We start from the raw sequence: 21,585 nt of genomic DNA, 5'->3' as shown, positions 1-21,585 counted from the left end.
TGTCCTCCAGATCGCATGGGGGTGATGCCCCCTCAGCCTACGCAGCGTCCCTCATCATCCAGCAAACGGCCACGATGCGGACGAACTCCCAGTCGCGGGTGTCGTCCGGCCACCAGCCCCGGTTGAAGGCCTCCTCCGCGAAACCGTGCAGATATCCCATCAGCTCGTCCGCGCTGGGCGGCTCACCGTGCGCGCCGAGTTCGTCCCGCAGGCTCGCCACGTGCTGGTCGACGGCTGCCGCGAGGCCCGGGGAGCCGGCCATCTCCGCGACGCCGGCGTCCCCGATGTCGCGGACGAGCAGACCAAGCGCTTCGTCACCGTTCATAGGTGGTGAAACTAGCAACCCTCCCCGAAGGGCGCGAGATCCCCCCAGGTCAAGCCCGCGGGCGCAGCATGGGGGGTCGCAGTTGCTCGGCGTCGCCGCGCCGGTACAGCCGGGCCGGACGGCCGCCGTCCCGCGTCGTCGTCCGGTCCGTCGGGATGAGGAACCGGTCGGCGCCGGTGACCTTACGGTGGAAGTTGCGCGGGTCGAGGGTGGTGCCCCACACGATCTCGTAGACGCGGCGCAGTTCCGCGACGGTGAACTCGGGCGGGCAGAACGCGGCGGCCAGCGACGTGTACTCCAGCTTCGCGCGCGCCCGCTCCACCCCGTCGCACAGGATCCGCCGGTGGTCGAACGCGGCCCGGTCATGGTGGATGAGATCGTCCACGGCCGTCCACAGCACCTGCGCGCGGCTGGAGGCGGGCAGGTCCGGCGCGAGCCCCAGATACGCGACGCTCACCACCCGCTGCCGGGGATCGCGGTCGGGATACCCGTAGGTCGCGAGCTGCTCCAGGTGGATGCGCACGTCCGCGAGCCCCGCCCGCTCCGCCATCAGCCTGGACGCCGCGACCGGCAGGTCCTCGTCGAGCTGGATGAACCCGCCGGGCAGCGACCACGTCCCGGCATAGGGCGCCCGGTCACGCCGCCACATCAGCGCGCAGAGACGCTGCTCCCGCACGGTGAGCACGACAAGGTCGACGGAAACGGCGAGCCGCGGAACGGACATGCATCGAACTTAGTGGGCGTGACCGGCCGGTAACACCAAGAAGCCCCGGCCGGCCGACCTTCGAGATGAGTGGGGACGGCCTGATCCGCCGGGCACCGGAAAGCCGGGCGCACCGCGCCAGAAAGGCCCGGCCGGGGCCGGGCCTTTCGTGGCGGAGCGGTCAGTCCTCCTTGGGGATCTCCACCGCGGGGACGGCCGGGGTGGCGCCGTTGTGGCCGTTGGCGGCGGGCTGGGTGTTCAGGTTGGCGAGGAGCTGGCGGGCGACGCCGAGGCCGGTTCCGCCGAGCGTGAGGGCCTTGGCGAGCATGTCCTCGATGCCCTCGGCGCCGTTGAGCACGACCATGTTGTCGACGTTGCCGAACACGCCCGCGCCGGCCTCGACGATCTGCGGCCACTGCTCGGCGAGCTGCTGGGCGATGACGGCGTCGGTGTTCTCCGCCAGCGCCTCCGCACGGGCCTTGATCGCCTCGGCCTCGGCGAGACCCTTCTGCCGGATCGCGTCGGCCTCGGCCTGGCCGAGGATGCGGGTGGCCTCCGCCTCGCGCTCCGCCCGCAGCTGGATCTCGGTCGCGGTGGCCTGGGCCTGCGCGATGCGCTCCTCGCGCTCGGCCTCGGCCAGCTTCACCTGCTCGTACGCGCGGGCGTCGGCGGGCTTGCGGATCTCGCTCTCCAGCCGCTTCTCGGTCCGCTCCGCCTCCAGCTCGGCGTTGCGGGTCTCCTTGAGGATGACCTCCTGCCGGGCCTGCTGCGCGGCCTGCTGCACCTGGCCCTCGTACTCGGCCTTCTTGATCTCGGTGTCGCGGATGACCGCGGCGTTCTGCCGCTCGGTCTCCTGCTCGCGCTCGGTGGCCTCCTGGTTGCGCTCGGCCTCGGCGATGCGGGCGGCGGCGGCGACCTTGGCGGCGTGCGGACGTCCGAGGTTGGTGATGTAGCCGGTCTCGTCGTCGATCTCCTGGATCTGGAGGGAGTCGACGACCAGGCCGAGCTTGCTCATCTCGTCGGCGGCGGAACTGCGGGTCTCGCTGGTGAGCCGCTCCCGGTTGAGGATCAGGTCCTCGACGGTGAGGTTGCCGATGATGGAGCGGAGGTGGCCGGTGAACAGCTCGTGGATCGCGCCGTCCATGGACGACTGCTGCTCAAGGAACCGCCGGGCGGCGTTGGCGATCGAGACGAAGTCGTCCCCGACCTTGTAGATGACCACGCCGCGCACCTTGACCGGGATGCCCTGCTGCGTCACGCAGTTCACTTCGAGGTTGGCGGCGCGGCTGTCGAGCCGCAGCCGCCGCGCCACCTGGAAACCGGGCAGGACGGACGTCCCCTTACCCGTCACGATCTTGAATCCGAGGCTGTCCACGCCGTCGATCGGCTTGGACCTGGCACCGAGCCCGGAAATGATCAGAGCCTCGTTCGGCTCGGCGACCCGCCAGACCATCTTGAACAAGACGATCAATACGATGACGGCGACGACCACACCGATCGCCACGGCGAGCACGGGCATGCGGCCTCCTCTTCAGATGTCGGGTGCGGCCGGCGTGCAGCGCCCCGTCCGCGTTTTCCCTCAGACGTGCGGGCCGCGTGTTCGGTTCTCCCCGCCGGTGACCACTTCGGGCCAGCGCGTCACTGGGGCAGCGCGGGCGCCACGTACACCGTCCGGGGCGGGTGGTACTCGACCACCACGACGATCGCCCCGACGCCGATCTCGTCCCGCGGGTCGACGGGGTGGGCGTAGAACGCCTCGACACCGCCCCGGATCGGGATCATGACCTCGCCGACCAGCCCCGGGCCGATCCGGCCGGTCACCCGCCCTTCCTTACCGATCAACCGACTCTCCCGGAGAACGACGCGCCGGGAGCCGCTCCGCGCGACCCCGTGTAGCCGAACCGTATCCGCTGTCCCCGCGCCCCCGCACTCAGGGCAGGACGCGTTCGGCTCGGGCGTACGCCTCGCGGGCGAGGCGTTCGGCGTCGGCATGGCCGATGGTGGAGCCGAAGACGGTGACGGTGCCGAGGTAGCCGCGGCCGCGGAAGACGACGTACCAGGTGCGGGCGCGGGCGTTGCCGCTGGCGGTGGCGACGCCGACGGTGCGGGAGCCCTCGCCGATGTCGCCCCTCGGCGTCTCCACGACACGGTGCTCGGACCACTGGGCGCCGATCTTGGTGCGGAACCTCAGGCAGCCGGGTGGAACGCGGGCGTTGATCTGCTTCTCGGCGTCGGCCGCGGACATGCTCATCAGGGTCTCGGTGGCGGTCCGGCCGGCGCCGGCGAAGGAGACGAGGGCCGCGGGGACGTCGCCGTCCACGGTGCCGCCGGGACGACTCGTCCCGCAGGCGGGCTTGTCCAGGGTGGCCTCCCGCTGCAGCCTGGCGGCGTTCTGGATGGCCTTCAGGGACCCGTACTCGCCCGAGTCGGGCTCCCCGGCCCGCCGGTAGCCGGACGCCTCGGCGAGCAGGGCCTGGGCGAGCTGATCGGAGGTGAAGCCGAGGGCCGCGACCTCGGCGGGGGCGGTGCCGCGCACCTCGCGCGCACGTGCGCCGTGGGCGCCGCACGCGGCCGCGGCGGCGGACGTCGCCAGCAGGACGATCGGGAGGAGCCTGTGCGCCATGCCCGCGACATTACGGCCCGGAGAGGGCGGGTCCCCCCGGACGACACGCCCTCGCGTGAACCCGGCGGCCGGAGGGGAGCGGAGCGGGCGGCGCCGTCAGCTCTGTTCGGCGCGTTCGTTGTACTCGCCGGCGTACTCCTGGCCGGACATCTTCTGGATGGTCTCCACGATCTCGTCGGTGATCGCCCGGCGTGCCTTGGCGGGCGGCAGGTCGCGGTAGTGGGAGAAGTCCATCGGGGGGCCGATCCGGACGGTGGGGCGCGGGCCGAAGACGCGCGGGAGGCCGGCACCGATCGGCTGGATCTTCTCGGTGCCTTCGAGGGAGACCGGCAGGACGCGGGCGCCCGATTGGAGGACGAGCCAGCCGATGCCCGTCCGGCCGCGGTAGAGCCGCCCGTCCGGGGAGCGGGTGCCCTCCGGGTAGATCGCGAACGCGCCGGCGTTGTCGAGGACCTCGGCGGCCTGCTCCAGCGCGCCCATCGCGGCGCGCCGGGCGCCGCGGCGGACGGGGACGTGGCCGAGGTTGGTGAGGAACCAGCGGACGAAGCCCTTCTTGAGCCCGCCGCCCTCGAAGTAGTCGGCCTTGGCGATGTAGGTGACGGGGCGCGGGACCGCGAGCGGGATGATGAAGCTGTCGATGAACGACAGGTGGTTGCTCGCCACGATCAGCGGCCCGTAGCCCGGTACGTTCTCACCCCCGATGACGCGCGGCCGGAACAGCAGCCAGAGGATCGGACGCACCACCCGCGTCATGAACGTGTAGAACACCCAGCCTCCCGAATTTCGCCACCGCCACTGTAACCTCTGCGCCGATCCGGGCCCGGGTCACCGTCCGCCTTTCGCGTGTACAGGCGGGTAAGAAATGGTCCATCCGCAGGTCACAGTACGGCAAACCAGGATTGAACGGCATTTCTTACCTATCAGTAAGTTTCTCTTGAGTAAGTTATTGCCTCCGTTTCCCGGGCACCCCCGGACGCATCGGACGCCCCGGACGGCACGTCGGGTAGAGTCTGAGACCAAGGACCGGCCGAGTGTCCGCTACGGCGTTACGGTCCCGAGCCCGGGCGGACGGCCAGGTCCTCCATCCCGGGTAGTGCTTGGAAAGCGGGCACGGGTGCGCAATCCTGAGAAGTCACCTGAGATGGCCGGATACCACCGGAGTGGGGCGTGAGGTGACCATGGACTTCGACATCAACCTGATGCGCGACGACCGCTGCACCGTCGTCCGTGTACAGGGCGACATCGACGTGGTGGCACGGTCGCGCTTCGAGGAGGCCCTCTTCGAGGTCGTCGACATGGACGAGCCCGTGGTCGTCGACATGCGCGAGGTCACGTTCTGCGACTCGACGGGCCTGAACGCGCTCGTCGCCGCAAACCGCCGCGCCGGCGAGCGCGGCGGCCACATCGCGCTGGTGGCGCTGCCGCCGCGCGTCCAGCGGGTCTTCCGCATCACCGGGCTCGACAAGTTCATCCCGATCTACGACACGCTGCGGGAGGCGATCGTCGCGTTCCCGTCCACCACGACGCCCTGACGCTCAGGTACAGCCCTCGAACTGGGGGACGCTCGTCGTCAGCTTCAGCCCCGACCTGCCGAACCACTTGTTCAGCAGCCGCTCGGCCGTGCCGTCCTGGTACATGCCGGTGATGGCCCGGTTGACCTCCTCGCAGCCCTTCAGGTCGCCCTTCTTGAGGCCGACGCCGTACTTCTCGTCGGTGAACGGCGCGTTGATCATCCGGCCGGGACGGCCGGCGGCGAACCCGGCGAGGATCAGGTCGTCGGTCGACACGGCGTCCAGCCGCCCGGCGGCCAGCGCGTCCATGCAGGCGCCGTAGGTGCCCACGGTGACCGGCTTCGCGGCGACCTTGCGCTCCTCGATGACGCGGCGCCAGGAGTTGGAGCCGGTCACCTGGCAGATCCGCCTGTCCTTCAGGTCCCGCACGTTCTTGATCGAGGTGGCGTCGGCGCGGACGAAGGTGTCCTGGTGGGCGACGTAGTAGGGGCCGCCGAACGTGACCTTCATCCTGCGCTTCGCCGTGATCGAGTACGTCGCCACGATCATGTCGACGGTGCCCTTCGCGAGCGCCTCCTCGCGGACGGAGGAGTTCGTCGTCCGGAACGTGATGCGGCTCTTCGGGACGCCCATCTTCCCCGCGATGTAGGTGGCGACATCGACGTCGAAGCCCTCGTACGTCCCGTCCGGGCGTTTGACGCCGAGGGCCGGCTGGTCCCCCTTCACCCCGATGACGAGGGAGTCCCTGCCGGCCGCGGACGTCTCCTCGGCGCCGCCGAGACCGCAGGCCGCAAGCAGCGCCGGCACCGTCGCGGCGGTCAGGACGGCGGCGGTGGCTCGGGTACCGCGCATGGCGTGCTCTCCTCCGGTCAGCGGAACTCGGCCAGCCGGGGACGGACCCCCGCGATGATCAGAAGGGCGATGACGGCCGCCGCGGCGGGCGGCGCGGCGTCCCAGCCGCGCAGCCCGCCGTCCGCGTCCTTGATCGCCGTGTCGAAGGCGTCCTGGTGGACGGCCGTCAGCGCGCTGAGCGCCGCGTCGAAGGCGCCGAAGTCGCGGATGGCGCCGGACGTGCGGCCCATCCGCACGTCGATGGCGCCGGCCCGGTCACCGGACGCGGCGAGCCGACGCATCCGCGCGTCGTTGCGCTGGACGGCCCGGTACGCCTCCAGCGTCCTGCCCAGCGCGTCCGCTTCGCGCCCCCTGCCGGCGGTGCGCGCCTCGTCCCCGAAGAAGCCGAGGAACGGGACGGCGCCCTCACCCGGCTTGTACGCGGCGGCCTTCTGCTCCAGCCCGGCGTAGTAGTTCTCCAGGTTGACGGGCTTGTCACCGAGGTCCGGGTAGATCACCGACAGCGACTTGTCGAGGTAGGTCTGCTCGTAGGTGTCGGCGCGTCCCGGGTCGAGGAGGTAGCGGCTCTCGTCGGCGAACGCGCTGTGGCTGATCGCCCGCGCCCGCGACAGTTGGAGGATCGAGTCGAACCCGTCCTCCTTGGCCTTCCTGATATGGCCCGCGTGCGCCGTCAGCAGGCCGGTCCCGGCCGCGGTCAGCACGATCGTGGCGAGCGTCGCCAGCGCCAGCGCCGGGTTCAGCAGGCGGCGGAACGTCCGGGTCAGGTACAGCTGCGTGGCGATCAGCAGCAGCAGCGCGACCACGCCGGTGACGGCGACCCACGCGCGGCCCGCCAGCACCGCCGACCGCTTCGTCTCATACGACTGCCGGACGCGCGCGCCGCTGTCGAGCGTGATGTTGTACGCCTTCGGCAGCAGTTGCAGCCTCATCAGGTCGGTGGCCTGCCGGTAGGCGTCGACGACCTGGCCCGGCGGCTCCCCGGGCGCGTGGTTGGACTGGGCATCGAGCTGCATGGCCTGGCCGACGAGCCGCTCGTACCGGCCGAGGCCGTCCAGCACCTCCTGGACGGTCCGTTTCAGCGCCGGGTCGCGGCCGGCGAGCTGCGCGGCCTGCACCGCCGCCGCGTCCGCCTCCGCGCGCCGCTGCTCGTACACCCGCAGCGACTCGTCGTAGCCGATGCCGAGGTCGTGCTCGCGCCCGATGAGCAGGATGTTGGACACCTGCGCGTCCATGTCGCTGAGCGCGAAGTAGAGCGTCCCGGTCGCCACGACCTGCGGGCCCGCGTCGTGCCCGATCGTCTGGACGGAGTCGCGCGCGTTCCCGGTCGCCACGGTCAGGACGGCCAGCAGCGCGACGAGGGCGGCCAGGCAGAGCACCACGTGCGCGCGGATACGGCCCGGGATCGTCTTGAGCCACCGGCCGCGGAGGAACGTTCCGAGCCGGCCGGCGCGCCGCGGGTCCGCCGGCGGTGCGGCGCCCGGTCCGGCCGTCCGGGGAGCGGGGGCCGCGGGCGGCGCGGGACTCATCGTCATGGCGGGCCCTCCTGCAGGGACAGCGTGATGGTCGTCCAGGCGCCCACGTGGATGCGGTCGCCGTCGCCCATCGGCATCGGCGCGTTCACCGGGATCGGCTCGGTGCCGCCGTTCACCGTCGTGCCGTTCGTCGAGCCGGGATCGACGAGGTTCCAGGTGCCGTCCGGCTGCGCGAGCAGGACGGCGTGCAGATGCGACACGCCGGGGTCCTGGGGCGGCGTGCTCAGGTCGATCTCCGGCAGGATCGCGCGGGACGTGCTGCGCCGCCCGATCCGGACCCTGTCGCCGATCAGCGGGATCCGGCGCTCCGGGCAGTACGGCGGAAAGGTGAGGTCCGCGGCGTCTCGCCCCATCTCGGCGACGACCGTGTCGAAGTAGTCGCGGTCGGCCCTGACCAGCGCGGACGGGCCGTCCGACACGAGCGGCCCGCTCCCCGTGCGCGGCTGCGGCACCGGCGGCGCGGCCCACGGCGCGCGGCCGGCCGGCAGTTCGGCGGTGTGGCCGGCGCCGGTCTCGAAGTCGTACCCGTCGACCTCGCAGAAGCGGCCGGAGCGGGGCGTCCCGCAACGCGGGCACACCCCCGTCTCCAGCGGCTTCGCGGGTGCGGCGCCCCCGATGAGGTCGCCGCAGACGTCGCAGTAGTCGGCGGCCTCGGACGTGTGCCCGCACGGACAGACCGGCATCCGCCTCAGCCTCCGGCCCTGTTCCCGGCATCGTCGTCCTGCCGGGTGCGGACGGTCCGGACCGAACGGGTGTCGAGCGACATCTCATCCGCCTTCGACACGTCCCGTTTCAGCCGCACGGTGCCGCGCACCGGGTCCACGACGTCCACGACCTTGGCGAGCAGGCCGGAGATCTGCTCGTTGCCGACCTCCCGGGCGAGGACGACGGCGCGGCCGAGCCGGGCGGTCGCGGTGTCCTCGTCGCCCTCGCGGCGCGCCTCGAGCCCCTCCTGGATCGCCTCGGCCAGTTCCGACTGCCCGGTGTGGTGCGCGACCCGGCCGTTGATCCTGGTCGAGAGGGCCTCGTCGTCCGTCCACTCGGCGAGGACGTTCCCGGACGCGAGCACCCGGTCGTCCGCGATGAGCTTCACCCACGCGGCCCGCATCTGCCGTCCCACGTCGCCTGGCTGCACCTCGACGCACACGTGATACTCGCGGGACTCTTCGCCCCACGCGCCGAGCGGATAGTCGCCCGTCTGCGTCCCCGACTCGACCCGCCGGCCGGTCAGGTCCTCCACGGCCGGGACCATCTGCTTGACGAACCGGAGCCGCGCCTGCTGCGGCGTCCACACGCGCAGCACCACGTCCGCGACCTCCTTGCTCATCGCGGCCCGCGTCATCGCCAGGAAGTCGGCCTCCAGGTCGGCGGGGTCGGGGACGTCCAGGAACCCGCCCAGCAGCGCCGAGGTGATCTTGCGGAGTTCGGCGACGTCCCAGTCGGTGCCGACGCCGCGCGCGTCGCAGAGGAAGTGCCCGGTGCACGCGCGCAGCGCCGCGTCCAGTTCCGCGGCCGACTCGTGCTGGTTCTTGCCGTCGGTCAGCAGGATGGCGTGCCTGACGGCGTCGTCGTACCCGGTGAACAGCCGGTCGGCGAGCCGCAGCCACGACCCGATCGCGGTCCCGCCGGCCGCCTCCAGCCGTCCGATCGCGTTCACCGCGCTGCGCCGGGCGGTCTCGTTCGCCTCGACGAGCCGCTCCCCCTGGGGGTAGATCATCCGCGGCCGGTTCGCGCCGGCGATCACCGCGAACTGGACACCGTCGCGCAGCACGTTCACCGCCGCCCGCGCGGCCCGCTTCGCCGCCGCCATCTTCCCCCGGTACGACATCGAGCCGGAGGTGTCGATGATGATGACCTCCGCCGCCTTCGCGCCGCTCCCGGTCCCGGTCCCGGACGAGCGCGCCGCCACGGACACGATCGCGTGCATCTCCCGTCCGCCGACCGGAAGGTGGGGATTCTGGTCCACGCGGACGGTGAACTCCGGAAACTCGCTCATCTGCCCCGCTCCCTGTCGTGTCCCCGCGGCGGACGGGGGACGACCGCCGCCGTGCCGCCGGCGGGCTCGCCGCGGGTGCGGCAGAGCATGCCGGAGGCGCGCCGGTCGGCGTCCATGGTCATAGCAGCGTCCTCGGGCGGACGGCGTTGGCCCGTTTCACCATCGCGTGCCGCCGGCCGGCGCCGTCCGCGAGCTTGGCGAGGACCCGGTAGGTCTCCTCCAGCTTCGCGCGCAGCGCCGGTTCGGCCAGTTCCGTGCCGAGGATCCGCTGGCGCATACCGGCCGGGAGCGGGGCGCGGCCGGCGCGGACCCAGGCGAGCGCGGCCTCCAGGACCTCGGCGGTGAACGCGGCGGCGCGTTCGGTGTCCAGGCGCAGGGACGCGAGCCGCCGGCCGGCCTCGGTGAGCGTGGCGGCGTCCAGCTCGCCGGGGCTCCTCCCCCGGACGGCGGTGGCGACGGCGGCGAGCTGCGCGGCGAGGTAGTGGCTGGAGATGCTGGGGACCGAGTCCAGGACGCGTTCGGCCGCGGCCCGGTCACCGGCGGCGAGACAGGTGCGGGCCAGCCCGAACGCGGCGCTGACGTGGGTCGGATCGGTGCGCCAGACCGTCTCGTGGAAGTGGCCGGCGTTGCCCATGTCGCCGAAGCTCTCGTAGCAGAACGCGAGCGCCAGCTTGGGCGCCTGCTCCCCCGGCGCGAGGTCGTACAGGTCGTTGAAGACGGCGACCGCCTCCGTGCCGCGCCCGCCGGCGAGGGCGCGGACGCCGCGGTACCAGTCGACGCGCCAGTCGTCCGGGGCCTCGGCCGCGAGCTCCTCGATGAGCCGGCCGGCACCGTCCAGATCGCCCAGCTCGATGCGGACGCGCACCAGCGCGAGCCGCACCTCCCGGGACGCGACCGGCGCGGAACCGAGGGCCGCCGCCAGGTCTCCGGGGTCGCGCGCGGTGAGCCCGGACAGGAACGCGGCGGCCGGATCGGCCGCCGACACGAGCGGGACGGGCAGCGCCGCGGCGGCGGCCGGCGGTTCCAGCGGCGCCAGGACGGGCGCCGCGCCGCCCGCCCGCGCGTCCCCCTCCAGGCCGCCGACGATCTCGGTTCCGGCCGTGTGCTGCTCGGGCCCGAACAGCGGCGACGGCGCGGGACGGGAACGTCCGTCCTCGGCCGCCAGGACCTCGCGCAGGACGCCGGTGAGCTGCTCGGCCATCTCGGCGGCGCTCTGGAACCGGCGCGCCGGATCGGGGTGCGTCGCGCGCCGCAGCAGCCGGTGGTAGGACTCGTGCCGCTGGAAGAGCGGCACCTGGTCGCGCGGCGGCAGGCTGCGCAGATGCCGTCCGGTGTAGCCGCGGAACGGGAAGCTGAGCACGGCCAGCGCGCGTCCCACCGTGTACAGGTCGGAGGTGATCGACGGGCCCTGCGAGCCGATCTCGGGCGCCTGGTAGCCGGGCGTGCCGAAGATCGGGCCGTCCACGTCGAAGGCCCGCCGGACCCCGCCGAGGTCGATCAGCTTGAGCTGCTCCTCGGACTGGATCGCGTTGTCCGGCTTGAAGTCGCAGTACAGCAGCCCGACACCGTGCAGGTAGCCGAGGGCGCTCAGCACCTCCAGCCCGTACGCGATCACCTGGCCGAGCGGCAGCGCCGCCTGGTCGCCGTGCTCGGCGCGGACACTGAGCAGGATGTCCTTCAGTGAGCGCCCGCCGACGTACTCCATCACGATGTAGCCGGAGTCGCCGTGCTGGACGAAGTTGTAGATCTTGACGATGTTGGGGTGCTCGACCTCGGCGAGGAACGCGCGCTCGGCGGTCGCGGCGGCCAGCGAGTCGGCGTCCCCGCTGTCGAGCAGCCCTTTCAGGACGACCCACCGCTCGCTCACGTTGTGGTCGCGGGCCAGGTACACCCAGCCGAGCCCGCCGTGCGCGAGGCAGCCGAGCACCTCGTACTGCCCGCCGACCATCTCGCCCGCGTGCAGCTTCGGCGTGAACGAGAACGGGTGCCCGCAGCTGCGGCAGAACCCCTCGGTGCGGCCCGGGCGCCCGCCCCGGCTCCGCCCGACCTTCTCGTCGCACCGGCTGCAGTAGCGCCGGTTCTCCGGCACCTCCGGATTCTCCATGATCGCTGAGGCGGGGTCGCGGGCCGGGACGGGCGGGACCTCGACGAGCCCGGCGCCGAGCATCCCGCGCCGGGCCGAGCCGCTGGAGCCGGTGCCCCGGGTGCCGCCGCGCGACGCCGTCCGGCCGGAGCCGACCGTCCCCGGGCCGCTGCCCGCCGAACTCCCGGATGTCCCGGCGGGCCCGCTCGGGACGGACGGCCCCGGCTCCCGGGTCGTCGGGGGAGCGGCGGGGGTCCGCGTGGTCACCGCGGCCGGAACCCGCACCGGCGCCGCCGCCGTGTATCCGGCTCTCGCGGGGTCGGCGGGGACGGCCGGGGCGGGGACGGCTCCGGCGGCCGGAACAGAGGGGGTGGCGGGGACGGAGGGGGTTTCGGCTCCGGCGGCGGGAGCCATGCCGCAGACGTCGCAGAAGCCGTCCGCGTCCACCTCACCCGCGCAGCCGGGCTGGGTGCATCGGTTCATCGCCGCGTCCCCGTCTCGCTCTCGCCCGTCCTGATCTCCCGCTGGTACTCCGCGAGGATCGCCGTCGCCCTGCGCAGATCGCAAGGGGCCGTCCACAGCACCTCGCGGGCCTCCGCGTGCAGCTTGGTGAGCCCCTCGTCCTCGGCCAGGCCGAGCCGCGCCGCCTTCGCCCGGTACGCCTCCAGCCGCCCGCGCAGTTCACCCCGCCGGTCGATCAGGCCGGCGCTGAGACGCAGATCACCGCGGGCCCGTTCCAGCGCCTCCTCGGCGGCGCGTTCGAGCTCGGCGAAACGGCCCGCCATCTCGACCCAGCGGCCCGCCTCGCGGAGCCGTTCGAGCGCGACGAGCCGGTCGCGGAGCGCACTGCCGAGATCGCGCGCCGGCGCCGGCAGGTTCGGTGAGTGGATCTTGACGAGGGCGGCCGCGTACGCCTCATGGGCGCGCCGCTCGGTGTCCTCGACCTCCTCGACCGTGGCCGTGACCCCGGCGAGGAGCTCGGCGTAGTCGTCGCGCATCCGGGCGACGCCGGCGAGTTCGTCGCCGAGCGCGGTCAGCACGGCGCGGACACGGTCGAGGCGGCCGGTGTCCGGGTGCCCGTCGTGGACGAGCGACAGCGGATCGGTGCGGACGATGCGGCCGAGCGCCGACAGCTCGCGGCCGACCCGGTCGAGTTCGGGATGCCGGGTGCCGTCCAGCAGGTGCGCCAGCCGGGCCGCCCTCCGCCAGCCCTCCTCGGCCTGCTCCAGGGGCTGCAGGAGCGCCGTCCAGGCGGTGTCGGCGGCGGCGACCTCCCGGGCGACGAACTCGTAGGCGTCCGACATCATGGCGACGGCCTCGTCCAGCGTGATGCGGCGCTCCCGCGGGCCGAGCAGCGTGCGGTGCTCCAGCGGGATCTCACCGCCCGGCAGCTCCACCGAGAAGCCCGCCAGCATCTCCGACAGTTCGGTCAGCCTCGCCGCGTCCGGACGGGCCGACCGCGCGCGCAGTTCGCACGCCTCGTCCAGGACGCGCTGGTAGGCGTCGAAGAGCAGCCACAGCGTCGTCAGCCGGGACCGCACCTCCTCCCACCGGCGACACGTCTCACCGGTGAGCCGGGCGCCCTTCAGCAGCCGGACGCCCGGGTGCCGGTCGAGCTCATCCAGCGACGCGGAGATGCGCTCCCGCTCGTCCTGGAGCTTGCGCAGGGCATGGTCGACGCCTTCACGGCTCATGGGCGCGGCGGCCCCGGCCCCGCTGTGGTCCAACGTCTGCCCCGCGATCGCTTCTCCGGCCCCCCTGAGCCCGCCCTTCGCTGCACCGGTCCGGGAGCACGGACCGGTTCAGTATCGGACGTACACTCTCATATAAGTGTGATCCGTGACACTAACGGAGGCAAGGTCCTCTCGCCCAGCGCTGAATCACGTAAAAGGACCTCTGGCCAAGGGACAGATCGGCACCGCCCCGTACCCTGTGCACCGGGAACGTCGTTGTTCACGATGACGTTACGCAGGTAGGCCGATTACGAGAGGAGTGGTGAGTCCGCGGTGTCGGACCCCAGTCATAGACCCGGTGCCTCATGGTGAGCGCGGCGCTGGGAGTGCTCGCGGTGATCCTTCTCACTGCCGCCACCGGGTACTTCGTCGCACAGGAGTTCACCTACGTCGCCGCCGACCGCGCGACGCTCGGACAGGCCGCCGAACGCGGCGACGTGGCCGCCAGAAGAGCCCTCAAGGTCATCGGCCGGCTGTCGTTCATGCTGTCGGGCGCGCAGCTCGGCATCACGATGACGACGCTGATCGTCGGTTTCATCGCCAAGCCGGCCCTGGCCGAGCTGATACAGCCGCTTCTGGAGGTCGTGGGCGTCCCCAAGGGGGCGACGGGTGCGATCGCGCTCGCCACCGGCTTCGTCTTGGCGACGCTCATCCAGATGCTCCTGGGCGAGCTGTTCCCGAAGAACCTCGCCCTGGCGCGCGCGGAGTCGCTGGCGCGCGCTTTGGCCGCGTCCACCCTCGTGTACCTGACGGTCGCCGGGCCGCTGATCCGGCTGTTCGACCGCGCGGCGGAGCGGCTGCTGCGCGCCGTGGGCGTCGAGCCCGTCGAGGAGCTGCACGGCGGGGTGACGCTGGAGGAGCTCGGCGACATCATCGGCAAGTCGCACAGCGCCGGGCACCTGCCCGCCGACCTGTCCGGCCTGCTGGAGCGCGCCCTGTCGTTCGGCGACCTGACGGCCGACGAGGTCATGGTGCCCCGCCCGCAGGTCCGGACGCTGCCGGCGACCGCGCCCGTCGCCGACCTCATCGCACTGATCCGCGAGACCGGGCACAGCGCCTACCCCGTCTACGGGACGGAGGTCGACGACATCGTCGGCGTCGCGGGCGTCCGCGAGGTCGCCGACGACACCCTCGACCCGTCCACCCCGGTCGGCCGGATCGCCCGCCCGGCGCTGCTCGTCCCCGGCAGCCAGCCGCTGTACGGGGTCATCGAGCGGATGCGCGACTCCCGCCAGGAGTTCGCCTGCGTCGTGGACGAGTACGGCGGGCTCGCCGGCATCCTCACCTTCGAGGACGTCGCCGAAGAGCTCGTCGGCGAGATCACCGACGAGACCGACGGCCTGGCGGAGGCGCCGACGTCCGGGCCGGACGGGTCGTGGCTCGTCGACGCGGGCATGCGCATCGACGAGGTCGGCCGGCTCACCGGGCTCGACCTGCCCGAAGGCGACGCCTACGACACCCTCGGCGGGCTCGTCATGGCCGAGCTGCGGCGGCTGCCGTCCCCCGGCGACCGCCTCACCATCGACCTCGACACCGGCACGGTCGAGCTGGAGGTCGTGAGCGTGGCCCGGCGCGTCGCCGAGAAGATCCTGATCAGGGCGACCGCCACCGCGTCGGCGGAGGTGTCGTGAACCCGCTGCCGTCACTGCTCATCACCGTCCTGCTGCTGATCGGGAACGGCTTCTTCGTCGCGGCCGAGTTCGCCCTGGTCGCGGCCAACCGCCCGCAGCTCGAACGCGCCGCGGCGAAGGGCAGCCGCCCCGCCGTCGCCGCCGTCGCGGGGGTCCGCGAGCTGTCGCTGATGCTCGCCGGCGCGCAGTTCGGCATCACGATGTGCTCGCTGGGCCTCGCGATCGTCACCGAGCCCGCGTTCGAGCACGTCCTCGAACCGCCGCTGCACGGGCTCGGCGTCCCCGAGGCCGGCGTGAAGGCCATCGCGCTCGGCACCGCGCTCACCGTCGTCACGTTCCTGCACATGGTCGTCGGCGAGATGGCGCCGAAGTCGTGGGCGATCGCGCACCCGGAACGGTCGGCGCTCATCCTGGCCCTGCCGTTCCGCGCGTTCGCGAAGGTGTCGCGGCCGATCCTGTCGGCGCTGAACGCGACGACGAACGCGCTGCTGCGGCTCATCCGCGTCACGCCGAAGAACGAGCTGGACAGCCACACCGACCCGGCGCGGCTCAGCCACCTGGTCGGCGAGTCCCGCCGCCTCGGCCTCATCGGCCGGCGCGACCACGAACTGCTCCGCCGGGCCATCTCCGCGCGCGAGGCCACCGTCGGCCCCCTCGTGGTGCCCGCCACGTCCGTCACCACGATCGGCGCGGACGCGACCGCCGCGCAGATCCGCCGGACCGCGACCGCGAGCGGCCACAGCCGGCTGCTCGTCCGCGCCGCGGACGGCGCGATGACCGGTATCGTGCACGTCCGCGCCGCCATCACCGAACCGGACGGCGAGCGCCACGCGGGCGAACTCGCGCACCCGGCGCCCGTTCTCACGGCGGAGACGACCGTCCTGGACGCGGTGAGCCGCATGCGCCGCGCCCGCGCCCAGCTCGCCGTGGTGAACGACGCCCGGGGCGAGTTCGCGGGCATCGTCACCCTGGACGACCTCCTGGCGGAGCTACTGGCCACGAACCCGCACTGACACAGCCCCCGTACCTGCGGCAACACTGCAGTTGTCGAGATGCTGCAACGGGATTCGTGGTTCATCGTGGACCCATGAGCGGACACGGTCACGGGCATGGACACGGTCACGGGCATGGTCACGGGCATGGACACGGTCGCGGACGGGGGCGGCTGCGGCACATCATCCGGCCGCACTCCCACGAGGCGGCCGACAAGGTGGACTCGGCGATGGAGGCGAGCGCCCAGGGCATGCGCGCCCTGTGGATCTCGCTCGCCGGGCTGGGCGCGACCACCGTCCTCCAGGCGGCGGTGGTCGCGTTCACCGGCTCGGTGGCCCTCCTGGGCGACACCCTCCACAACGCCGCCGACGCGCTGACGGCCGTCCCGCTGGCGGTGGCCTTCCTCCTCGGCAGGCGCCCGCCCACCCGCCGCTACACCTACGGCTACGGCCGCGCGGAAGACCTTGCGGGGATCGTCATCGTCCTGGCCATCGCCGCCTCCTGCCTGGCCGCCGGATACGCCGCCGTCGAACGCCTGGCACACCCGCAGCCCGTGGACCACCTGCCGGCCGTGGCGGGCGCGGCCCTGGTCGGCTTCCTGGGCAACGAAGTCGTGGCGCGCTACCGCATCCGCGTAGGCCGCCGCATAGGCTCGGCGGCCCTGGTCGCCGACGGGATGCACGCCCGCACAGACGGTTTCGCCTCCCTGGCCGTCCTTCTGGGCGCCGCAGGCGTCGCCCTGGGCGCCCCTTGGGCCGACCCGGTGGTCGGCCTGCTGATCACCGTCGTCATCTCGACCGTCCTCTGGCAAACGGCCCGCGAGGTCTGGCGCCGCCTCATGGACGCCGTGGACCCCGCACTGGTCGACCGCGCCGAGTCGGCCCTCGCCGCAACCCCGGGCGTCCTGGCCGTGGGCGACGTGCGCCTCCGCTGGATAGGCCACAGCCTGCGCGCCGAATGCGACGTCGTAGTCGACCCGGCCGCCACCCTCGTCCGGGCCCATCAGGTGGCCGTGAACGCCGAGCACAGCCTCCTGCACGCCCTGCCCCGCCTGTCCGGCGCCCTCGTCCACGCCGACCCCGAGCCCCGCCCCGGTGAAGATCATCACGCCGCCCTGGCCGGTCACCGCTGATCTCCGACCTGTGAGACGTTAGTCCCCGGCAGAAGGGGAAGATACGGCCCCGGACGGACGATCTGGGACGGGATGGCGTCGTGGAACACCCAGAAGAACCCAACGGGCCCGACAACGCACCTCCGAGCGTCTCTGCCCAGCCCACCGAGGACGAACGGGAACAGGACCGGCAGAGCACGGCGAGCGCCGGTGACACGGCGGACGAGGCTGCTGAGGAGGCTGCGCACGACGTACCGGACACCGACGTCCCGGACACCGAGGCGGCGGACACCGAGGCGGCGGACGCACCGGCTCCGGCGGACGGGGGCTGGGGCGGAAGCGAGCTGGTCGCGAGCGTCTACGGGCCGTTGATCGAGTTCTACGAGCGGATCGACGCGCGGCTCCGGGAGGTGCCCGAGGACGTTCCGCCGGTCGGGTGGGCGCCGCATGTGGCGGCGTTGCGGGCATTGCGGGACGGCCGGGTCGCGGGTGAGTGGGAGGTGCTCGCCCGCTTCCTGGTGGCGCCCGAGCCGCCGGACTCCGAAGCCCTGCGGCTCGTCCACGTGGAAGAGGGCGGGGAGGCCGGCGCCGTCCGGGAGGCGGTCAAGGAGCTCACGGCGGCGGACGCGCGGGCCCTCCTCATCGCGCCCACCCCGGAGCAGGCCGCCGACCTGCTGCGGAGCATGGAGGGCGATCCCGAGGTCTTCTCGCTGCTGATCGAGACGCGGCCGGAGTCGGCGGAGGCGCGGTCGGTGCAGACACGGGCACTACCGCCCGTCGAGGAGCCGCCGCAAACGCAACCGCCCGTCGAGGAGTCGGTGCAGACGCAGGCGCTGCCACCCGTCGAAGAGCCGCCGCCGCTGCGGGACCCGGGGTCCAACGGGACGGTCGAGTTCAGGCCCGTGGGCGCCGCCCCCGACACCCCGGTCCCCAACGCCCCGGCCCCTGACACCTCGTCCACCGTGACGCGGGCGGAGCCGCTTCCCGTGCTGCCGCCCGCGGACGTGGAGCCGATCGTCCCGGCGGAGGGTCCGTCGGCGCCGGAGACGCGGGTGCGGTCGGCGGCGCTGCGGCCGGTCGGGGAGGCCTGGCGGCAGGCGTGGCAGACCGAGGCGCGGCTGCTGCGGCGCGGGCTGATGTGGCTTGAGCAGTGGCCGCGGGACGCGGCGGCGCTCCAGGCCGTCCAGGCGGAGAACCTGCGGCGCGGCGAGGAGCTGGAGGCCGAGCAGGCGGCGCTGCGGGGCGAGATCGAGGACGCGAGGAACGCGGCGGAAGAGGCCGAGGGGGCGGCCGCGGCGGCCGAGACGGAGGCGGAGCGGCTCGCCGCCGTCCAGGCCGAGGCCGAGGCCGAGCTGGAGGAGCCGCGTGCGGAGGCGGAGCGGCTCCAGGCGGAGGCCGGCCGGACGTCGGACGAGGCCGGCGCCCTCACCCGCACGGCCGACGCGTCCTACGCGCGCTGCGTCCAGCTGGACGAGCGGGAGAAGACGGCGCGGTCCGAGCTGCGGGCGGCGCGGGAGACCGAGGCGTCCCTCACCGACGAGCTGGCGCGGGCGCGGGAGGCGCTGCCCGGCGCGGCGGAGGAGGCGCACCGGCTGACGGCAGCGGACGCGGACGCCGCCGCCGAGGGCCATGCCGCCTACTACCGGCTGGTGTCGGCGGAGTCGGCGCTGTCGGCGGTCCGCCGGAAGATGACGCTGGGGCAGCGGCTGCACGTGGCGTCGCCGCCGTCCGAGCTGCGGGCCCTGCGGGACGAGGCCAAGGCCCGGGCGCGGGACGCCGACGAGGCGGCGCGGCGGGCGCGGGAGGCCAAGGACGCGGCGGAGCACGCGGAGCGGGTGCGGCGGGGGCTGGCGACGTTCGTGTCCGAGGGCGGGGCGCGGCTGCGGCAGGCGCAGGAGGCGCAGGAGCGGCTCGGCACGGAGCTGACCTGGCTGGCGGCGGAACGGGAGAAGGCCGGAGCCGAGCACCGGGAGCAGGCGCGACTCGCGTCGCAGGCCGTGGAGCAGGCGACGGAGGCGGGGTTGCGGGCGCGGGCGGCGCACCAGGTGGTGCAGGAGATCGCCGACCGGGTGAGCGCCGCCCGGACGTCCCGCGAGGAGGCGCTGGCGACGGCGGCCCGGGCCCGCGCGGGCGCGGAGACCGCCACGGCGAAGGCGGCCGAGACGGCGGCCGTGCTCGCGCGGCGCACCGAGGAGGCCGCGGAGGAGATGTCCGCCCGCGCGGCCGAGCTGGAGACGGCGGCGCTGACCGAGGCCCGCTCGCGGGAGAACGTGGTGGAGATCTGCGGCGCCGATCCCACCGCGGACCCGGCGGCCGTCCCGGCCCATCAGCGCCGCGCCATGGCGAGGATCGAGCAGCTCACCGCCTATCTGGAGGGCGGCGCGGCGGTGGAGGGCGATGTCCTGCTCCGCACCGCCGACGTCGTCATCGGGACGCCGCTCGGCGCCGCCCTCACCGCCCCCGACCAGGAGTTCGACGCGTTGATCGTCGCGGACGCGGGGGCGGTGACGGACGCCGAGTTCCTCATCGGCGCCGTCCGGACGCACCGCTGGGTGCTGATCGGCGCGTCCGGATCGCGTCCGCCGGAGTACCGCGAGTACACCGGCGCGCCGTCCGGTCTGCCGGGGGCCGGCCCGTTCGGGCGCGCGCCGGCCGGCGCGGATTAGTCGTCGTCCTCCGGGATGAGGAGGTGCAGCAGCCAGCCGACGACGCCGACGACGATCGCGCCCCAGAACGCCGGCCAGAAGCCGTCGACGTGGAACGGCAGGTCGAGCCGCTGCGCGACCTCGCTCGTCAGCAGGAGCAGCAGGGCGTTCACGACGAGGCCGATCAGCCCCAGCGTGAGGACGTAGAACGCGCATCCGAGCGTCTTGATGATCGGCTTGAGGATGGCGTTGACCAGGCCGAAGATGACCGCGACGCCGACCAGCGTGAGGACACGCCGGCCGGTCGTCTGGTCGCCGAGCGTGATGCCGGAGAACAGGACGGTGGCGACCCACAGGGCGACCGCGGTGATGCCCACCTTGAGAAGAATCCGCACACTGCGATCATCGCCGGTCCGCGATGCGCCCGCCATCCTTCTACGTGACGATTCGGCTGGTTCGTCCCGTCACCGCCGCGTACTACTCGTCGCGCTACTCGTTGCGCTCGAAGAAGGGGGACGCCGCGGAGACCTGCGAGCGGGACCCGGCGCGCACACCCTGCGGCGCCGCGGCCGGTCCCCGCTGCGCCGCCGGGCCCTGCTCCCGCTGCGGGGGCGCGGCCGGCTCCCGCTGCCCGGACCGCCGGGCCGTGCCCTGCCGGACGCGGGCGAGCTCGCGCTCCAGGCGGCGCTTCTCCATCTCCAGCGTGGTCAGCGACTCCTTGTGCTCATCGCGCAGGTCGCGCAGGTCCCGGCGGGTGCGGATGCGGCGGGCGGCGCCCACGACGGTGAGCGTCATGCCGAGGACGAGGACGAGCGCCATGCCAGCGCCTGCGAGGAACACCTGCCATTCGTTGTTCAGGCCGGGCACGGCCTGGCCGAAAACGACGAGGTGCGCGGCGTCGGTGTTGTCGAGAACGACACCGGCTCCGACGGCGATGACGATCGCGACCAGCAGGAAACCGAGGAACATCATGGGCAGATCTCCTCTGCAGTGACTCCGGAGGGGGAACGGAGGGGCACCACGATGCCAGACCGAAACGAAATAATGTCGCATTCGCCGGATAAATCCGGTAAGGCGGCACCGGGGGCACGCGTGGGGTTCCGTCCCGACCACACCGGGTAGTGGACGATATATCGCCGCGCGAGCTCCTGGGGGAGGGGCCATGTCCGTGCAGGCCATCGTGTTCGACTTGGACGGAGTCCTGATCGACTCGGAACCGGTGTGGGAGGAGGTCCGGCGCGGTTTCGTCGCCGACCACGGCGGACGCTGGTTGCCCGACACCCAGGAGCGGCTGATGGGCATGAGCACCGACGAGTGGGCCGACTACATCGCCTCCGATCTCGTCGACGGCCTCACCGGGGAGGACGTCGCCTACGAGGTGATCGACCGGATGTCGCAGCATTACGGGAAGGGGCTGCCGGTGCTGCCGGGCGCCGAGGAGGCCGTCCGCCGGATGGCCGGGTACCGCCCGCTGGGGCTCGCCAGCTCGTCCCCGTGCATCCTCATCGACCTGGTGCTCGGGAAGCTCGGGGTGGCCGGCCTGTTCCACGCGACCGTGTCGACCGAGGAGGTGGAGCGCGGCAAGCCGGCACCGGACGGGTATCTCACCATCGCCGCCCGGATGGAGGCGGCGGGCCGTGACTGCGTCGCCATCGAGGACTCCGGCAACGGGCTCCGCTCGGCGCACGCGGCGGGGATGACGGTGATCGCGGTCCCGCGCCCGGCCCACCCCGTGGCGGCGGACGCCCTGGCACTGGCCGCCCATGTCGCCGGCCATCTGAACGAAGTGACACCGGAGCTGGTACAGGCCATCCACAGGTGAGGTTTCCCGGGACGGGTGTCGGCGG

The 21,585-nt window shown here is 73.2% G+C and carries 21 protein-coding genes; 6 read left to right on the top strand and 15 right to left on the bottom strand.

Translation table 11 applies throughout. The features are described from left to right. Positions 1 to 37: 37 nt before the first annotated feature. The 6 genes from ACQP1N_RS01050 to ACQP1N_RS01025 form a co-directional block, all read right to left on the bottom strand. Complete coding sequence (locus ACQP1N_RS01050) at positions 38 to 325, bottom strand: DUF6401 family natural product biosynthesis protein (protein ID WP_067793945.1); 288 nt, start codon at positions 323 to 325, stop codon at positions 38 to 40. A 49-nt stretch (positions 326 to 374) separates the two neighbouring features. Further along, positions 375 to 1,049, bottom strand: a complete 675-nt coding sequence (locus tag ACQP1N_RS01045; RefSeq protein WP_067793944.1) for an NUDIX hydrolase — start codon at positions 1,047 to 1,049, stop codon at positions 375 to 377. 160 nt (positions 1,050 to 1,209) lie between these two features. After that, on the bottom strand, positions 1,210 to 2,547 hold the full coding sequence (locus ACQP1N_RS01040; protein ID WP_067793943.1) for a flotillin family protein: 1,338 nt from the start codon (positions 2,545 to 2,547) through the stop codon (positions 1,210 to 1,212). A 119-nt stretch (positions 2,548 to 2,666) separates the two neighbouring features. Then, the gene (locus tag ACQP1N_RS01035) at positions 2,667 to 2,849 is read right to left on the bottom strand and encodes a hypothetical protein (protein ID WP_084262484.1); all 183 of its coding nucleotides are present in this window, start codon (positions 2,847 to 2,849) and stop codon (positions 2,667 to 2,669) included. A gap of 109 nt (positions 2,850 to 2,958) precedes the next feature. Beyond that, positions 2,959 to 3,651: a hypothetical protein gene (locus ACQP1N_RS01030; protein ID WP_067793941.1), complete on the bottom strand. Its 693-nt coding sequence runs from the start codon at positions 3,649 to 3,651 to the stop codon at positions 2,959 to 2,961. Between the two features lie 96 nt (positions 3,652 to 3,747). Then, entirely contained in the window at positions 3,748 to 4,419 is a 672-nt protein-coding gene (locus ACQP1N_RS01025) for a lysophospholipid acyltransferase family protein (RefSeq protein ID WP_067793940.1), read from the bottom strand. Between the two features lie 410 nt (positions 4,420 to 4,829). On the opposite strand from ACQP1N_RS01025, the gene ACQP1N_RS01020 reads away from it, so the two are divergent. Continuing rightward, entirely contained in the window at positions 4,830 to 5,183 is a 354-nt protein-coding gene (locus ACQP1N_RS01020) for an STAS domain-containing protein (protein WP_433228592.1), read from the top strand. Positions 5,184 to 5,186: 3 nt separating this feature from the next. On the opposite strand, the gene ACQP1N_RS01015 is transcribed toward ACQP1N_RS01020, so the two are convergent. Genes ACQP1N_RS01015 through ACQP1N_RS00985 form a run of 7 tightly spaced genes read right to left on the bottom strand, consistent with a single transcriptional unit; the run spans position 5,187 to position 13,319 of the window. Then, the gene (locus ACQP1N_RS01015) at positions 5,187 to 6,014 is read right to left on the bottom strand and encodes a glutamate ABC transporter substrate-binding protein (RefSeq protein ID WP_067793938.1); all 828 of its coding nucleotides are present in this window, start codon (positions 6,012 to 6,014) and stop codon (positions 5,187 to 5,189) included. A gap of 17 nt (positions 6,015 to 6,031) precedes the next feature. Beyond that, positions 6,032 to 7,546 (bottom strand): hypothetical protein, encoded by a 1,515-nt coding sequence (locus ACQP1N_RS01010; protein WP_433228591.1) that lies wholly within the window; start codon positions 7,544 to 7,546, stop codon positions 6,032 to 6,034. Further along, the gene (locus ACQP1N_RS01005; protein WP_433228590.1) at positions 7,543 to 8,229 is read right to left on the bottom strand and encodes an FHA domain-containing protein; all 687 of its coding nucleotides are present in this window, start codon (positions 8,227 to 8,229) and stop codon (positions 7,543 to 7,545) included. The genes ACQP1N_RS01010 and ACQP1N_RS01005 overlap by 4 nt, the downstream gene beginning before the upstream one ends. Positions 8,230 to 8,234: 5 nt before the next feature. Beyond that, positions 8,235 to 9,542, bottom strand: a complete 1,308-nt coding sequence (locus tag ACQP1N_RS01000) for a VWA domain-containing protein (protein ID WP_433228589.1) — start codon at positions 9,540 to 9,542, stop codon at positions 8,235 to 8,237. Continuing rightward, positions 9,539 to 9,664 (bottom strand): hypothetical protein, encoded by a 126-nt coding sequence (locus ACQP1N_RS00995; RefSeq protein WP_255218781.1) that lies wholly within the window; start codon positions 9,662 to 9,664, stop codon positions 9,539 to 9,541. The genes ACQP1N_RS01000 and ACQP1N_RS00995 overlap by 4 nt, the downstream gene beginning before the upstream one ends. Further along, complete coding sequence (locus ACQP1N_RS00990; protein WP_084262483.1) at positions 9,661 to 12,108, bottom strand: serine/threonine-protein kinase; 2,448 nt, start codon at positions 12,106 to 12,108, stop codon at positions 9,661 to 9,663. Before ACQP1N_RS00990 ends, ACQP1N_RS00995 begins: the two co-directional genes overlap by 4 nt. After that, entirely contained in the window at positions 12,105 to 13,319 is a 1,215-nt protein-coding gene (locus ACQP1N_RS00985) for a hypothetical protein (protein ID WP_433228587.1), read from the bottom strand. Before ACQP1N_RS00985 ends, ACQP1N_RS00990 begins: the two co-directional genes overlap by 4 nt. A 374-nt stretch (positions 13,320 to 13,693) precedes the next feature. Here ACQP1N_RS00985 and ACQP1N_RS00980 point away from each other — a divergent pair, with 374 nt between their 5' ends. From ACQP1N_RS00980 to ACQP1N_RS00965, 4 genes are all read left to right on the top strand, one after another. Continuing rightward, positions 13,694 to 14,989: a hemolysin family protein gene (locus ACQP1N_RS00980; protein WP_242608552.1), complete on the top strand. Its 1,296-nt coding sequence runs from the start codon at positions 13,694 to 13,696 to the stop codon at positions 14,987 to 14,989. Beyond that, a complete protein-coding gene (locus tag ACQP1N_RS00975) occupies positions 14,986 to 16,002 on the top strand; it encodes a hemolysin family protein (protein WP_067793934.1) in 1,017 nt (338 codons plus the stop codon). Before ACQP1N_RS00980 ends, ACQP1N_RS00975 begins: the two co-directional genes overlap by 4 nt. A gap of 74 nt (positions 16,003 to 16,076) precedes the next feature. Beyond that, positions 16,077 to 17,114 (top strand): cation diffusion facilitator family transporter, encoded by a 1,038-nt coding sequence (locus ACQP1N_RS00970; RefSeq protein WP_433228585.1) that lies wholly within the window; start codon positions 16,077 to 16,079, stop codon positions 17,112 to 17,114. A gap of 80 nt (positions 17,115 to 17,194) precedes the next feature. Then, positions 17,195 to 19,759, top strand: coding sequence for a hypothetical protein (locus ACQP1N_RS00965; protein WP_433228584.1), 2,565 nt, complete (start codon positions 17,195 to 17,197; stop codon positions 19,757 to 19,759). On the opposite strand, the gene ACQP1N_RS00960 is transcribed toward ACQP1N_RS00965, so the two are convergent. Together ACQP1N_RS00960 and ACQP1N_RS00955 are read right to left on the bottom strand one after the other, a co-directional pair. Further along, positions 19,756 to 20,133: a phage holin family protein gene (locus ACQP1N_RS00960; protein WP_433228582.1), complete on the bottom strand. Its 378-nt coding sequence runs from the start codon at positions 20,131 to 20,133 to the stop codon at positions 19,756 to 19,758. The two genes, ACQP1N_RS00965 and ACQP1N_RS00960, sit on opposite strands and share 4 nt — an antisense overlap. A 94-nt stretch (positions 20,134 to 20,227) precedes the next feature. Next, a complete protein-coding gene (locus tag ACQP1N_RS00955) occupies positions 20,228 to 20,710 on the bottom strand; it encodes a hypothetical protein (RefSeq protein ID WP_433228581.1) in 483 nt (160 codons plus the stop codon). Between the two features lie 190 nt (positions 20,711 to 20,900). On the opposite strand from ACQP1N_RS00955, the gene ACQP1N_RS00950 reads away from it, so the two are divergent. After that, a complete protein-coding gene (locus tag ACQP1N_RS00950) occupies positions 20,901 to 21,560 on the top strand; it encodes an HAD family hydrolase (protein ID WP_433228580.1) in 660 nt (219 codons plus the stop codon). Positions 21,561 to 21,585: the final 25 nt, after the last annotated feature.

The organism is Actinomadura formosensis (assembly GCF_050948385.1).
Lineage (GTDB): Bacteria > Actinomycetota > Actinomycetes > Streptosporangiales > Streptosporangiaceae > Spirillospora > Spirillospora formosensis.
The sequence above is the reverse complement of the archived record's forward strand: the minus strand, read 5'-3'. Positions and strand labels throughout refer to the sequence as shown.

What these genes read in the sequence shown, in the direction of transcription:
- ACQP1N_RS00970 (WP_433228585.1), top strand. Translation starts at nt 16,077, where the DNA reads ATGAGCGGACACGGTCACGGGCATGGACACGGTCACGGGCATGGTCAC.
- ACQP1N_RS00955 (WP_433228581.1), bottom strand. Translation starts at nt 20,710, where the DNA reads ATGATGTTCCTCGGTTTCCTGCTGGTCGCGATCGTCATCGCCGTCGGA.
- ACQP1N_RS01045 (WP_067793944.1), bottom strand. Translation starts at nt 1,049, where the DNA reads ATGTCCGTTCCGCGGCTCGCCGTTTCCGTCGACCTTGTCGTGCTCACC.
- ACQP1N_RS01015 (WP_067793938.1), bottom strand. Translation starts at nt 6,014, where the DNA reads ATGCGCGGTACCCGAGCCACCGCCGCCGTCCTGACCGCCGCGACGGTG.
- ACQP1N_RS00950 (WP_433228580.1), top strand. Translation starts at nt 20,901, where the DNA reads ATGTCCGTGCAGGCCATCGTGTTCGACTTGGACGGAGTCCTGATCGAC.
- ACQP1N_RS00995 (WP_255218781.1), bottom strand. Translation starts at nt 9,664, where the DNA reads ATGACCATGGACGCCGACCGGCGCGCCTCCGGCATGCTCTGCCGCACC.
- ACQP1N_RS01040 (WP_067793943.1), bottom strand. Translation starts at nt 2,547, where the DNA reads ATGCCCGTGCTCGCCGTGGCGATCGGTGTGGTCGTCGCCGTCATCGTA.
- ACQP1N_RS01010 (WP_433228591.1), bottom strand. Translation starts at nt 7,546, where the DNA reads ATGACGATGAGTCCCGCGCCGCCCGCGGCCCCCGCTCCCCGGACGGCC.
- ACQP1N_RS00990 (WP_084262483.1), bottom strand. Translation starts at nt 12,108, where the DNA reads ATGAACCGATGCACCCAGCCCGGCTGCGCGGGTGAGGTGGACGCGGAC.
- ACQP1N_RS01030 (WP_067793941.1), bottom strand. Translation starts at nt 3,651, where the DNA reads ATGGCGCACAGGCTCCTCCCGATCGTCCTGCTGGCGACGTCCGCCGCC.
- ACQP1N_RS01005 (WP_433228590.1), bottom strand. Translation starts at nt 8,229, where the DNA reads ATGCCGGTCTGTCCGTGCGGGCACACGTCCGAGGCCGCCGACTACTGC.
- ACQP1N_RS01000 (WP_433228589.1), bottom strand. Translation starts at nt 9,542, where the DNA reads ATGAGCGAGTTTCCGGAGTTCACCGTCCGCGTGGACCAGAATCCCCAC.
- ACQP1N_RS01020 (WP_433228592.1), top strand. Translation starts at nt 4,830, where the DNA reads ATGGACTTCGACATCAACCTGATGCGCGACGACCGCTGCACCGTCGTC.
- ACQP1N_RS00985 (WP_433228587.1), bottom strand. Translation starts at nt 13,319, where the DNA reads ATGAGCCGTGAAGGCGTCGACCATGCCCTGCGCAAGCTCCAGGACGAG.
- ACQP1N_RS01050 (WP_067793945.1), bottom strand. Translation starts at nt 325, where the DNA reads ATGAACGGTGACGAAGCGCTTGGTCTGCTCGTCCGCGACATCGGGGAC.